15 protein-coding genes, 1 pseudogene and 1 other annotated feature (1 of these 17 cut by a window edge) are annotated in these 13,947 nt (G+C 37.4%); of the genes and pseudogenes, 7 read left to right on the forward strand and 9 right to left on the reverse strand.

The window, feature by feature from the left end:
* Positions 1-192: a binding site (T-box leader), on the reverse strand (it extends 35 nt beyond the left edge of the window).
* An 81-nt stretch (positions 193-273) separates the two neighbouring features.
* From BM211_RS21580 to acsA, 4 genes and pseudogenes are all read right to left on the reverse strand, one after another.
* A complete protein-coding gene (locus BM211_RS21580) occupies positions 274-516 on the reverse strand; it encodes a hypothetical protein (protein WP_035435734.1) in 243 nt (80 codons plus the stop codon).
* Positions 497-949 (reverse strand): annotated as a pseudogene (locus tag BM211_RS21585) (RNA polymerase sigma factor); the annotation flags it as partial. The pseudogene BM211_RS21585 and the gene BM211_RS21580, both read right to left, overlap by 20 nt.
* A gap of 144 nt (positions 950-1,093) precedes the next feature.
* The gene (locus BM211_RS21590; protein WP_035436351.1) at positions 1,094-1,693 is read right to left on the reverse strand and encodes a LysE family translocator; all 600 of its coding nucleotides are present in this window, start codon (positions 1,691-1,693) and stop codon (positions 1,094-1,096) included.
* Positions 1,694-1,890: 197 nt separating this feature from the next.
* The gene (gene acsA, locus BM211_RS21595; protein ID WP_035435741.1) at positions 1,891-3,609 is read right to left on the reverse strand and encodes an acetate--CoA ligase; all 1,719 of its coding nucleotides are present in this window, start codon (positions 3,607-3,609) and stop codon (positions 1,891-1,893) included.
* 188 nt (positions 3,610-3,797) lie between these two features.
* On the opposite strand from acsA, the gene BM211_RS21600 reads away from it, so the two are divergent.
* The 6 genes from BM211_RS21600 (at position 3,798) to mscL (ending at position 8,743) form a co-directional block, all read left to right on the forward strand.
* Complete coding sequence (locus BM211_RS21600) at positions 3,798-4,430, forward strand: GNAT family N-acetyltransferase (protein ID WP_035435743.1); 633 nt, start codon at positions 3,798-3,800, stop codon at positions 4,428-4,430.
* A 16-nt stretch (positions 4,431-4,446) separates the two neighbouring features.
* Positions 4,447-5,091, forward strand: a complete 645-nt coding sequence (locus BM211_RS21605) for an acetoin utilization AcuB family protein (protein WP_035435746.1) — start codon at positions 4,447-4,449, stop codon at positions 5,089-5,091.
* Positions 5,088-6,254, forward strand: a complete 1,167-nt coding sequence (locus BM211_RS21610) for an acetoin utilization protein AcuC (RefSeq protein ID WP_081904942.1) — start codon at positions 5,088-5,090, stop codon at positions 6,252-6,254. The genes BM211_RS21605 and BM211_RS21610 overlap by 4 nt, the downstream gene beginning before the upstream one ends.
* A gap of 104 nt (positions 6,255-6,358) precedes the next feature.
* Positions 6,359-7,216 (forward strand): alpha/beta fold hydrolase, encoded by an 858-nt coding sequence (locus BM211_RS21615; RefSeq protein ID WP_035436354.1) that lies wholly within the window; start codon positions 6,359-6,361, stop codon positions 7,214-7,216.
* A complete protein-coding gene (locus tag BM211_RS21620) occupies positions 7,216-8,097 on the forward strand; it encodes an alpha/beta fold hydrolase (protein WP_090999504.1) in 882 nt (293 codons plus the stop codon). Before BM211_RS21615 ends, BM211_RS21620 begins: the two co-directional genes overlap by 1 nt.
* A gap of 247 nt (positions 8,098-8,344) precedes the next feature.
* Positions 8,345-8,743 carry a large conductance mechanosensitive channel protein MscL gene (mscL, locus tag BM211_RS21625; RefSeq protein WP_035435756.1) on the forward strand — a complete coding sequence of 133 codons (399 nt, stop codon included), beginning with the start codon at positions 8,345-8,347 and terminating at the stop codon, positions 8,741-8,743.
* A gap of 41 nt (positions 8,744-8,784) precedes the next feature.
* Here mscL and BM211_RS21630 read toward each other — a convergent pair whose 3' ends face one another.
* Positions 8,785-9,057, reverse strand: a complete 273-nt coding sequence (locus BM211_RS21630) for a DUF3917 domain-containing protein (protein WP_035435758.1) — start codon at positions 9,055-9,057, stop codon at positions 8,785-8,787.
* 151 nt (positions 9,058-9,208) lie between these two features.
* On the opposite strand from BM211_RS21630, the gene BM211_RS21635 reads away from it, so the two are divergent.
* Positions 9,209-9,799 carry a GNAT family N-acetyltransferase gene (locus BM211_RS21635; RefSeq protein WP_090999507.1) on the forward strand — a complete coding sequence of 197 codons (591 nt, stop codon included), beginning with the start codon at positions 9,209-9,211 and terminating at the stop codon, positions 9,797-9,799.
* 108 nt (positions 9,800-9,907) lie between these two features.
* On the opposite strand, the gene ccpA is transcribed toward BM211_RS21635, so the two are convergent.
* The 4 genes from ccpA to BM211_RS21660 form a co-directional block, all read right to left on the reverse strand.
* Positions 9,908-10,906, reverse strand: a complete 999-nt coding sequence (gene ccpA, locus BM211_RS21640) for a catabolite control protein A (RefSeq protein ID WP_035435764.1) — start codon at positions 10,904-10,906, stop codon at positions 9,908-9,910.
* A 429-nt stretch (positions 10,907-11,335) separates the two neighbouring features.
* Positions 11,336-12,406, reverse strand: a complete 1,071-nt coding sequence (locus tag BM211_RS21650) for a bifunctional 3-deoxy-7-phosphoheptulonate synthase/chorismate mutase (RefSeq protein WP_090999509.1) — start codon at positions 12,404-12,406, stop codon at positions 11,336-11,338.
* Between the two features lie 220 nt (positions 12,407-12,626).
* Positions 12,627-12,953, reverse strand: a complete 327-nt coding sequence (ytxJ, locus tag BM211_RS21655) for a bacillithiol system redox-active protein YtxJ (protein WP_035435769.1) — start codon at positions 12,951-12,953, stop codon at positions 12,627-12,629.
* A 1-nt stretch (position 12,954) separates the two neighbouring features.
* Complete coding sequence (locus BM211_RS21660) at positions 12,955-13,500, reverse strand: DUF948 domain-containing protein (RefSeq protein ID WP_035435771.1); 546 nt, start codon at positions 13,498-13,500, stop codon at positions 12,955-12,957.
* Between the last annotated feature and the right edge of the window lie 447 nt (positions 13,501-13,947).

A 13,947-nucleotide genomic window follows, 5' to 3' on the forward strand; every position in this document is an offset into this window, starting at 1 on the left:
AGTTACAGGTAAAAAACCTGCCACTTCATTCACATAACGGCTCATCACCGTCTTTCCCCTTTCAGACAAAATCCAATCGAAGAAAGATGCTCTAGGGTCGTAATTCGCGATCATTTATGTGCTGATTTCCACCGGCCATCAGCTCTCTAAAACAGGGAAATGATCACTACTGTTCCCTTTCCACGCCCGATTATTTATATACTTTTCTTTATAACATCATTTGTATATACCTGTCAAATACAGCCCAAAATTTCTCGTTTTCTCTTATGCTTACTAGCTGGCAATGAGTATGGTCAATAAAGAAAGAAGCGGAACACCTGCTAATAGAGAGATATGAAATGCAACTGATAAATCATTACCAATTGTCGCTTCAACAGGATCTTTAGCCGGAGACGCAAGAAAGCGTAAAAATCGATCTCCCCTATTCACTTTTTGTGGAAAATCAGGAACTTCCACATAATCACTATCTAAATGCTGTTTCAATCTATATTCTTTATCAAAGGGATTTTCGTTCAATTTCATCCACCTCCAGCAATTGCTTCAATTTCTTTATACCATGATAAAGCCTCGATTTCACCGTTCCTACAGGAATATCAAGTACTTCTGCGATTTCCTTTTGTGGCATATCATGATAATAAAAAAGAATAAGGACCGCTCGCTGGTCTTCTGGAACTTTCAAAATCGCCTCTCTCACTGTAAGACGGTCTTCTTGCGAAAATTCCTTCTCTTGAATCGGTACAAGAAACGGTATAAGTGAACGCCATTTCTTTCTTCGATTCAATTTATTAATCATAAGCCGATACCCAATTTGAAACAAATATGTTTTAACCTTTCCTTTTTCAATCTCATACATATGTTTCTTACGTTCTAACGTCAAAAACGTATCTTGAACGAGGTCTATGCTCAGCTGTTCGTCACGGTTAAAACGATATAAAAATGTATATAACGCTTGCTACCTTTCCTTGTTTTAAACATTGCACGTGGCAGAAATAGGTCCTGACCGCTCCTATGCACAGCCAGTACCTCTCGCCCATTTAAAAAAATGCTTTTCTGCCTTTTTTTCATAGAATGACTGAGTAGTTACTAAAAGAGACTATGGTCGTTTTTCCAGCGCTAATTTAATTCCAAATGCCAAAAGTACAAAACCACTTATCCCTTGAATAGCCCGCTCTGTAGACGGCTTTTTCATCCATGTACGAATTGCATTAATTAAATAAATATAGAGTATAAACCATAGAAAGGTTAAAACTGTATATGTCATTCCCATAATAAAAAGTTGAAAAAACGTATTTCCATTATGCTGTATAAATTGCGGTAAAAACGTTAGAAAGAAAATAGCTACTTTTGGATTTAACAAATTGGTAAGAAAACCTTGCCTGAAGCAAGAAGCACCTTGATACTTATTTTCAACTGTAATATCCTCTGTTTGTTTTCCTTTCTTCCGTAAAGACCATAATGAGACACATCCTAAATAAATAAGATAAATAGCACCAATATACTTAAAAATAGAAAATAAAAATGCCGATTTAACAAGAATTGCCGAAATCCCAAGGACAGCTGCTAACGTATGAATACTTAAACCGCATAGAATACCAAAAACAGTTTTCATTCCACCTTGTTTCTCATGCAGTATTGTATTTTGAGTTACTAAACCTGTATCAGGTCCTGGCAAAATAATAAGAAAAATTGACATGGCAACAAAAAGATAATATTGCGTCACTAATACCCCTCCAAAAGATGAAATCTTTTCTTTATATTAACATTCTTGCATGATCTGCTGCATTTTACATATTACATATAAGTTATATGTAACACTGAACCATTTAAACACAACTTCACTATACGCTAAACAAGAAAGGTCTGAACGAAGAATGTTCAGACCTTTCTTGTTTAATCTTCCATCGTAGACAAGTCACCTGTTGGTAAGTTTAACTCCCATGCCTTTAATACACGGCGCATAATTTTACCGCTTCTCGTTTTCGGTAATTTATCTCGGAATTCAATTTGTCTCGGCGCTGCATGAGCAGCTAGTCCTTTTTTCACAAATTGACGAATATCTTCTTTTAATTCTTCAGATGGTTCATAACCTGCGCGCAGTGCGATGAACGCTTTAATAATTTCTCCGCGTACAGGGTCTGGAATTCCAATAACACCAGCTTCTGCAACAGCTGTATGTTCAATTAATTTACTTTCTACTTCAAACGGACCAACACGTTCACCAGACGTCATTATAACATCGTCAATACGCCCTTGGAACCAAAAGTATCCATCTTCATCCATATATGCAGAGTCACCTGACACATACCAGTCTCCTGGCATAAAATAAGACTCATATTTTTGCGTGTTATTCCAAACCGCACGCATCATTGCCGGCCAGCCTTTTCCGATTGCTAAGTTCCCCATCGTGTATGGCGGTACTTCATTCCCTTCATTATCAACGATCGCTGCCTTCACACCTGGAATTGGTTTTCCCATTGATCCCGGACGAATTTCCATACAAGGATAGTTACAAATAACTTGTCCACCTGTTTCCGTCATCCACCACGTATCATGAATGCGAAGATGGAACACTTTCATCGCCCAGCGAATTACTTCTGGGTTTAATGGTTCCCCAACACTCAAAATATGACGAAGATCTGATAAATCATATTTCTTCAGCGTATCTTCACCAGCACCCATTAACATGCGAAATGCTGTTGGAGCACTATACCATACGGTGACACCGTAATCTTGAAGCGTTTCATACCAAGCGTCAGGGCTAAAGCGCCCTCCTAACACGACGTTAGAAGCTCCGACTAACCAAGGTGCAAAAATACCATATGCTGTTCCAGTTACCCAGCCTGGATCTGCTGTGCACCAATATACATCATCTTCTTTTAAATCCAGCACCCATTTCGCTGTTTGATAATGCTGCACCATTGCATTTTGAACATGCAGCACCCCTTTTGGTTTCCCTGTTGAACCAGATGTATAATGTAAAATGAGGCCATCTTCTCTTCCAAGCCATTCAATTTTTAGCTTACTAGAAGCTTGTTCAAAAAGCGGATTAAATGCGACAATTTTACCGCCATCTTCTACACCTTCTCCAACAACAAATACCGTTTTTAATGCCGGTAAATCATTAAATGGTATACGTTCTAACAATTCCGGTGTTGTCACAAGCACCTTTGCTTCACTATCCACTAAGCGGTCACATACAGCCGCTTCCATGAAAGCTTCAAATAATGGACCAACGATTGCTCCAAGCTTTATTGCACCTAGTAAAGTAAAATACAATTCCGGTGAACGAGGCATAAAAATAAAGACGCGGTCGCCTTTTTCGACATCCCCATAATTTTTCAAGACATTTCCTGCTTTATTCGACAGTTCTTTCATTTCTTTAAACGTATATTTCTCTTTTCTCGCACCATCTTGATAATATAATGCTACTTTATTTTTTCGGTGGGATTTGGCATGTCGATCAATAGTCTCATAAGCCATATTTACTCGCCCAGTTTCATGCCAAGAAAAATTTTGATTAACTTCTTCCCAATTAAAATTTTGATATGCTTCATCGTAATTTAATAAATTATTTTCCCCTTGAATAACTGGAAGTGTTTCTACTTTCATTCTTTACATCCCCCTTCTATCTATGTACATATAAGTCTATTATAAATATATTTTTTATAATTTTCAGTATTTTTTAAGATTTTCAGACAAATTTTTACTGACAAATTTCGATTCACATCGCATACTGAGTACAGTAGTATAAAAATAGATAGTAGATTCACAAAGCTTTGAAGGTGGTGAGCCTAAAATTGATTCATAGTAAAGTGTACAATGCAAGAAATTTAAAAACACCAAAAGGAACTTTAATTATTGAAGGCCCTGTCAAAACGCATAATTTAGAAACGTATGAGTTTCATCCTGATTTAATTGCCTTTCGACCTGCGGCTCAGCAATATAAAGCAATTGTCGAGATTTCTAAATTACCGGAAGCTCGGATTATTATTGCTCGTCATGAACATACAATTGTTGGCTATGTAACGTACTTATATCCAGACCCTCTTGAACGATGGTCTGAAGGAAAAATGAACAATTTAATTGAGCTTGGCGCCATTGAAGTTGTTCCTGATTTTCGCGGCTGCGCTGTTGGAAAGAACTTATTAGAAGTTTCTATGATGGATGACCATATGGAAGACTACATTATTTTAACAACTGAATATTATTGGCACTGGGATTTAAAACAAACTGGACTCAATGTCTGGGAATATCGAAAAGTAATGGAGAAGATGATGAATGCTGGTGGACTGGAATGGATGGCAACAGATGACCCTGAAATTTGCTCGCACCCCGCAAACTGCTTAATGGTTCGCATCGGAAAACGAGTTGATACATCATCCATTCAACAATTTGACCGCTTACGCTTCAAAAATCGTTTCATGTACTAAAAAGGGGGATTACATCATGATCGTTGAAGAAATCATGAATCCAAATGTAACAACGCTGCGCCCAACCGACACGATTGAAACAGCTTTAAGAACATTAGCAGCACATAGTATTCGGCACATTCCAGTTGTAAATGAACAATATGAAGTTGTCGGCATTATTTCCGACCGTGACGTTCGCGATGCAAGCCCGTCCATTCTTGATGAACACGTTTCAAAAGATTCTCTTAAAGAGCCGATTGAACGTATTATGAAGTATCCCGTTATGACATGTCATCCACTTGATTTCGTTGAAGAAATTGGCACATTATTTTTTGAAAATAAAATTGGCTGCCTTCCTGTTACAAAGGGCGGTAGACTTGTCGGCATTATTTCGGAATCAACAGTATTGTATACACTTGTCAAACTAACAGGGGCTCATCAGCCAAGTTCACAAGTTGAAATTCAAGTAAAAAATGAACCTGGTATTCTCGGAAAAGTTGTTGCTGTTTTCAGTGAACTAAAAATTAACATTGTGAGCGTTCTCGTCTATCCAGCAAAAGAAGAGAGCGACAAAGTTCTCGTTTTCCGCATTCAAACAATGAATCCTCTTAAAGCAATTGAAGAACTAGAACAAAAAGGCTACCATGTTTTATGGCCAAATATTGCGGGGATGGGAACATGAAAAATGTATTCATTTACTCAGAGGATTATCAGGGCTATTCCTTTAGTCCTGATCATCCTTTTAATCAGCTTCGCGTAAAGCTAACGTTTGATTTACTGCAAAAAGGCGGATTCATCCATCCTTCACAGATTATTCCTCCACGAATGGCAACAGATGAAGAAATTGCTCTCATTCATACAGAAGAGTACATAAATGCGGTAAAACGTGCTGGAGAAGGAACAATAGAACGATCACTTGCAATGTCATATGGTCTTGGAACAGAAGATACACCGATATTTCCAAACATGCATGAAGCGAGCGCCCTTCTTGTTGGCGGCACCTTAACTGCGGTCGATACCATTCTTGAAGGAAAAGCAGAGCATGCTCTCAATCTCGGCGGCGGATTACATCACGGCTTTCGCGGGAAAGCCTCTGGATTTTGTATTTATAATGACAGCTCGATTGCTATTAAGTATATACAAAAAAAATACGGTCTTCGTGTTTTGTACATCGATACAGATGCTCATCACGGTGATGGTGTGCAATGGTCCTTTTACGATGACCCTAACGTCTGCACAATTTCATTGCATGAAACAGGCCGTTACTTATTTCCTGGCACAGGGGCTGTCAATGAGCGTGGGCAAGGGAGTGGATATAGCTATTCTTTTAACGTTCCTCTCGATGCTTTTACAGAAGACGATTCATTTCTTCATGCATATCGTACCGTTATCAGGGAGGTCGCTGACTATTTCAAACCTGATATTATTTTAACGCAAAACGGAGCTGATGCTCATTATTACGATCCTCTTACACATCTTTGTTCAACGATACAAATTTACCGAGAAATTCCGAAACTCGCTCATGAAATTGCTCACGAATACTGCAATGGCCGCTGGATTGCAGTCGGCGGTGGTGGTTATGATATATGGCGCGTCGTTCCGAGAGCTTGGGCGCTCATTTGGCTTGAAATGAACAACATCCAAAACATCTCAGGTTATCTTCCCCCAGAATGGATTGAAGCTTGGAAAGGACAAGCACCTACTGATCTCCCCCTTACATGGGAAGATCCTAACAACATGTATAACCCTATCCCTCGAAAACAAGAAATTGAAGAGAAAAATGAATTAACTGTAGCAAAATGCCTTGAGATAATTCGGAATAATATGAAAAAAGTTTTGTATTAAAAAAGCCTTTCTTTTTTAGGGGACAAGAGCACCTGGCCGCGCATAGGAGTGGTCAGGGCCTTTTTCTGCCACGTGCCATGTTTAAAACAAAGGGAGATATGCTTATGTGGAAACAACAATTTATCCATACAGATCGCGGAATCTTTGAACTATTTACAAAGGGACACGGAGATCCGCTTTGTATTACACACCTTTACTCACAATTCAATGAGACGGGCGACTATTTTGCTGACAGCTTTACATCCTTACATAAAGTTATATTAATTAATTTAAAGGATGCAGGAAATTCAATAACTGCTTCTCAAGAAGATGAATTAAGTATGAAAGAAACAATTCAAGATTTAGAAGCTATTCGAGAAGCGCTGCACATTTCATCGTGGCATTTTGCAGGGCATTCTACTGGCGGCATGGTTGGACTTATGTATGCGATAAACTATCCACAATCATTGTTATCGTTACTAGTAGTCGGCGCTGCTGCTAGTGACTATTCAAAAACGAAAGACTGCATTTATCATCCAGAGCATCCGCAATTTTCCTACATGCAACAGCTCATTGAAGATTTAAAGTTGCCGCATCTTACGAAAGAAGAAAGAACTACTTTATCAACTGAGCGTACAAAGCTATCTTTACATCGTCCAAGCCAGTATGAAACATACTTCTCAAAACCAATTTATAAAACGATGGCCGCAAGCCGTATGAACTATTTTGCAAAGGAATTTCGCAGCTTTGATTTACGAGAACAACTTGCTAGCATAGCAACAAAAACGTTAATCATTTGCGGAAAACATGATGTACAGTGCCCGGTTGCATATTCAGTACAAATACAGGAAGGAATAGCAAATTCCTCCTTCATTCCTTTTGAAGACAGCAATCATTATCCATTTTTAGAAGAAGAAGCGAAATTTTCATCTATAATTACAGCATTTTATCATTCATTAACGGAAGGCAGTGAACATCTATAATGCTTCAAAATGGAACTATTTCCATAACAATGAATGGCATACCTCATTGGTGTAAAATTGCTGGTGCAGAACATCAGACAATCCCGATTGTCGTCGTTCACGGCGGGCCAGGAGGAAATCATTATACATTTGAACGAACAATTGGTCTAAAGCTAGAGGAATTTGCAACCGTCATGTATTATGAACAACGCGGGTGCGGGCGTTCTGATGCTCCTAAAAATGAAGAAGATTACTCGATCGCGATTTTAGTCGATGATCTAGAAAAACTAAGAGAGGCATTACAGATTCCGAAATTCCATCTACTTGGTTATTCTTTCGGCGGACAACTCAGCCTCGAATATGCGTTAGCTTATCCAAATCGAGTCGAAACTTTACTTCTACAAGCTCCTTCTTCCGGTGACTATAAACATTCGTATCATATTCAGCTTGCTGGATTTGAAAAAGTTGCTCATCAAGATATGAAACAACAAATTCAACATATTTTGCGACTCCCGATATCTTTAAAGGAAAAATACGATATGGTATGGAGTATTGTTGATACAAAAGCGGTCGATCGTTTACTTTTTCATGATGAACAATATGCAAAACATAATCGTTCACTTTGGAAAGAAAGCGGGCTAACGAATCCAGGTGTTATGGCGAAAGCTTTATTTCAATCTCCGCCTTCTATTCCCTTGAAAGAGCGTACATACGAAATTACTGTTCCTTCTCTTTTCCTCATTGGAAAGCACGATCGAAATACAGGAACGGAAATGGCAAAAGAGCTTGCAAAAAATATGCCGAATGTTTCCTTTGCATTCTTTGAACGTAGCGCTCATTTTCCAGATATTGAAGAAACAGAAACATATGCGATGACCGTTAAGAAATTTCTTAGTTTGTGAAGAAATTCTAAATATACCTTTGAATCTAGCAACTCAAAACTAGCTAAAAAAGTGGTTTTTATGTTTGGCTTTCAATTTGTATTTATATATCTTTTTTAGAAACTAATAACAGAAAAGGAAAACGCGTTCAGTTTTCTGAATTTATTTTCATTCTCTTCTACCCTTTATTTCTATCAAAACTTTGTATAGAATATGTTGATAGGAATTATAAATTTCATAGTGAATCGTGGAAAGGGTGGAATTATACATGTGGAATGAGTTTAAAAAGTTCGCTTTAAAAGGAAACGTTATGGACTTAGCTGTCGGGGTTGTAATTGGCGGCGCGTTTGGTAAAATTGTTTCTTCATTAGTAAGTGATGTTATCATGCCACTACTGGGATTACTACTTGGTGGAATAAACTTCACAGGACTTTCCTTTACTTATGGAAAGGCTGTTGTAAAATACGGTGCATTCATTCAAACGATCGTTGACTTCTTCATCATCGCATTCTCTATCTTCTTATTTATTAAACTATTTAATAAGCTAACATTTAAAAAAGAAGAAGAAAAGAAAGAAGAAGTACCAGCACCAACAAAAGAAGAAGTACTTCTTACAGAAATTCGCGATTTATTGAAACAACAAAACACATCAAAAGATAATGCATAAATAGATAAAGAGAGCAGGTTTTGTAAGCCTACTCTCTTTTTTTATAATGTTTCTGAGTTTGTATGAATAAACAAAATAATTCCTGCTACAAGTAAAATAATGACAGCGCTTACAAGGAATGTGGTAGAAAAAAATATAAATTTCTCATGTACTTGTTCTCCAGCGCTCTCTAAAAAAATGGAAGTAACGTATGTGATTAGGGCTATTCCTGCCAAAGCACTACCAGGAATAAATCGTCTCATACCACTCTGTTTTAATGTCATATAAGCAAATAGAGCCGTAACGCAAAGTGTAATTCCCCAAAGAATGATCATTTCATCTCCCCCCTCACATAGCCTTTAGTATCATTATACTAGAAATAGTGATAAAGCGAAATTTCCATTAGAGAAACAGTTTAATTTCAAAAGGAATTTTCATAAAAAAAACAGAAATGTGTAAAGAAAAAGTAATGGGAGCTGAAACAATTTGAACGACTTATTCACAATCGACTGCGGAGAAATATTGCTGCGAGAATATAGGATTGACGATGCTGATGCTATATACGAACTTACCTCACAACCTGAAGTTTATGAGTTTTTACCAGATTTCAAGACAACAAGGGAACAGCGTTTAGATTGGGTAACAAATTATGAAATTCCATCAAATAAGGCGTTTTTAGCAGCGGTACCTAATATCGATAAGCAAACTTATTTGAGGTTAGCTATCATATTAAAAGAAACTGGTGAGTTTATCGGATTTTGTATGACTGGAATAAAAGAAGAGTTACCTGCTCCTAACCGCGAGATTGCCTATGCTATTTCAAAACATTATAGGAATAGAGGATATACGACAAAAGCAGTAAAAGGGGTGATCAATTATTTGTTTAAAAAAACGAATATCGAGCTTCTAAATGCCATTGCTCTAACACAAAACGTAAGTTCAAATAGAGTGATTCAAAAAAGCGGATTTACAGTTGTAGAAGAAATTGAAATCAAAAATCAAAAGTATAATCACTATACTCTTCATAAGAGTGAATGGCAAAGCAATGCAGAAGCACAAACGTTATCTGCAATTTAATTTTTATTATGGAGCTAATGAAATTAGCTCCATAACAAAAAAGATGCTCAGAATGTAAAAATTCTGAGCATCTTTTTAAGCAGTTAGTGTATTTGCACAAGTTTCTTGTTACTTCGTTGACTTTCTAAACTGAATGCGGTGCGGTAAAATAACTGTATGATCTTCTACCGTTTCTTTGTTCATGTATTTTGTTAATAGACGCATTGCAACCGCTCCGATGTCATACATTGGTTGTACAACTGTTGAAAGCTGAGGGCGTACCATAAGAGCAAGGCGCGTATTGTCAAAGCCAAGTACTTCTAAATCATTTGGTACGTTTAAACCTTTATCTTGCATTGCGTGAATTACACCTAGTGCCATTTCATCAGAAGATACGAATACCGCTGTTGGTTTTTCAGCAAGTTCCCATAGTTTGTCTAATGCTTCCATACCAGAATCGTACGTGTAATCGCCATCCACAACAAGCTCTTCGTCGTATGCGATGCCTGCTTCTTCTAATGCTCGTTTGTAACCTTGTAATTTTTTTGCACTGCCTGATTTATCAACGTAAGGACCAGATACGAAAGCAATTCTAGTATGACCTTTCTCTAAGAAATGTTTCATTGCATCGTATGCTGCTTGTGTGTAATCAATATTTACAGATGGTGTAATATTTTGCTCATCAAACGATGCTGCAAGTACGATTGGAACAGGAGATTTTTTAAATTCTTCTACGTGAGCATCGGTAATATCTTCTCCCATAAATACGATACCATCTACTTGTTTCCCAAGCATTGTATTTAATAAATGGAACTCTTTCTCTTTATTTTGATCAGAGTTACTTAAAATAATATTATATTTGTACATTGTTGCAATATCTTCAATACCGCGTGCAAGTTCTGCATAAAACGTGTTCGAGATATCTGGAATAATAACCCCAACTGTTGTTGTTTTCTTACTTGCTAATCCACGTGCTACTGCATTTGGACGGTAACCAAGACGCTCAATCGCCTCTAATACTTTCTTTCTTGTTGTTGGTTTTACATTTGGATTGCCGTTCACAACACGTGATACTGTTGCCATTGAGACATTTGCTTCGCGCGCTACATCATATATTGTTACGTTCATCTTTTCACACACTCCTTTATAAAATTCATCTATATAATATGTATCAGTTGACTTGATTAAAAAAAGACATCCATTCTACTTAAAGAGGCCACTTCTGAGCCCTTTCACTAATGATACGATACAAATAAGGATTGAGACAATATTTTCCCGAAAAAGTTTCGAAAAAATTCGTTCCTTTTCTTATATTTTCATATTTTTTATATAAAAATACCCATTTTTCCGAAAAAAATCTATGTAGCACACAGCTACATAGATTTTTGAAGCCATTATCCCGCTCTATCCCGCATTAACGGGCAGTAATACCCCCACCTCAAAATTCAGCAAAAACAAAGAAGTTAGGTGGGAGATAAACTGCCCGTAAAAGCCCAATTGGTGAGGGCTGATAATCAGTGGGGGATGAAAAAAAACCCCACTGATTAAAGTTTCACTTTATCTCATACGAAATGCTTTTAATTCATTCATAAATGCATTGAATTCTGGAATGTCCATTTGCTGCGCTGAATCAGAAAGTGCTACAGCTGGATCTGGATGCACTTCTGCCATAATTGCATCTGCACCGATTGCCATTGCCGCTTTTGCAGTTGGCAATAATAAATCACGGCGCCCTGTTGAATGTGTTACATCCACAACAACTGGCAAGTGCGTTTCTTTCTTCAAAATTGGTACAGCAGAAATATCTAACGTATTTCGCGTTGCTTTCTCATACGTACGAATACCGCGCTCACATAAAATAATATCGCCATTTCCTTGTGCAATAATATATTCTGCTGCATACATAAACTCTTCAATTGTTGCCGATAATCCACGTTTTAATAATACCGGCTTATTCACAGAACCAGCTGCTTTTAACAGTTCGAAGTTCTGCATATTGCGGGCACCAATTTGAATAACATCTACATAATCTAGCGCCATTTCAATATCATTTGGATTTAAAATCTCACTAATGATCGCTAAATCATACTCATCTGCTACTCGGCGTAAAATTTTCAATCCTTCAACGCCAAGACCTTGGAAATCATATGGTGATGTACGCGGTTTAAATGCTCCGCCGCGCATTAGTTTTAAGCCTTGCGCTTTCATTACTTCAGCGACTTGACGAACTTGCTCATAACTTTCAACTGCACAAGGTCCCATAATAAAATGCGCATTGCCGTCACCAATTTTTTCGCCTTTAATGTCAACAATCGTATCTTCTGACTTTTTCTTACGTGATACAAGAAGTGCCTTACGATGATCATCTTCTTGCAATTCTAGCCCTGTTTTAAAAATTTGTTTAAATAAATGTTGAAGCGTTGACGTTTCAAATGGTCCATCATTATTCTCCGCAATTAAATCGAGCATTTTGCGTTCACGTATTGGATCAAAACGTTTCACACCTTGTACTTCTTTTAGCTTGCCAACTTCTTGTACAAGACGACCGCGCTCATTTAATAACTTTAAAATTTGTAAATTCATTTCATCAATTTGAGAACGTAACCGATCTAACTCCTGTGATGCCATAAAAGCCACCTCTTTCAAGTGTTATATGTATACTAACAAATATAAATATCATTTATAAGATAATTTATTATATATGATACATATACAGATGTCACTTCATACACATCGCATGAGACTGCGTATGGAATCGTTATTTTTTCTTCATTTAATTAAAAAATATATAGCCTGCTAACATTATTTTCAGAAAATTAAAAAAGCAAGCGTATTTGCTTGCTTTTCCTTAGTTAATATTTTCTTTTAATGATTGCTTTGTAATGTTCCAATGCGATGCATGCCATAGTACTTTACCATCTTTGATATATAATACTTGCGGCGACTCATGTTGAATTCCAAAGTGCTCAGCAATCTTATTGGAAACAGGACGTGCCTCTTGTACATATAAATAATATGCTGGTACAGCTTGCTCTTCACCAAGGTATTCTTGAAACGCTGTGAAACCACCGTGGCTAATCGGACATGTCGTGCTATGTTTAAACAAGATATATGGCTCTTTATTTGCGATGATCTCTTCAAATTGTTCCATTGTTTCAATCTTTGTCATGCTCATATTATTCACCTCTCATTCGAATCGGAAGCCGCGGTAATTTCTTTTCTTTTTTCGGCTTCTTCTCTGTTCTTTCAAATTTCTCTACTTCATCTTCTTTCTTTTTCGTCCGGAAGCGATTGTACACATCAATGACCGCATTACTCCATTGCACTACTTGCGCTACTTTATCAGCATTGTTTTCTACTTGATGAGCAACAGAATCAGAAACGCCGCGTAATCTTGTGTTTAGTGAATGAATCGTTGTTCCGATTCCCTCTACACCTTCCATCACTTTATTTAACGACTCTGATTTCTTTTGGATATCATCTGCTAATACATTTGTTTTATGAAGAAGCTGCTCCGTTTCCACTGTAATGCCCTGCATTTGTTTTTCCAGACCTTCCATCGTACTTGCAACATTTTCTAACGTCTTTTGAACAGATAGTAATGTTCGACATACATATACAACTAATACGGCAAACGCAATTGCGATAATAGCTACACTGACGTATAAAAGAATTTGCATACGAATCACTCCTTTATCTTTATGCTTTTTTCTATTATACAATCATTTTCCGTTTCATTCTAATTGTTCCATATTTGGCTATGAATTTTACCTTTTATTTAAATCAAATGAAACTTCCTCCCCACTGATGAAAAGCCCGCCCAATTAAGTGTATACCAGTAGTTATCCCCCGCATATCTTCTTTGTTTTCTATGTACCTTGAAATGAGAATGCGAGATGAATCCATTTTAATTTTTGAACCTATAAAGTGAAACTTTAATCAGTGGGGGTTTTCTTCATCCCCCACTGATTATTAGTTGAACCAATCGGGCTTTTACGGGCAGTTTATCTCCCACCTAACTTCCTAAGAAAAGCGGAAGCGGCTCGCTCAGAATCGCAGGACGTTGGAGCACCCGACAGAGAGGCGCTTTTTGCCTCGTCCGAGGGGGCGAAACGACCGGAGATTCTAGCCGCTGGAGCTGGACAATGCTTTCGCCGAATTTTGAGGTG

Origin of the sequence: Bacillus sp. 491mf (assembly GCF_900112415.1) — a bacterium.
Taxonomy (GTDB): domain Bacteria; phylum Bacillota; class Bacilli; order Bacillales; family Bacillaceae_G; genus Bacillus_A.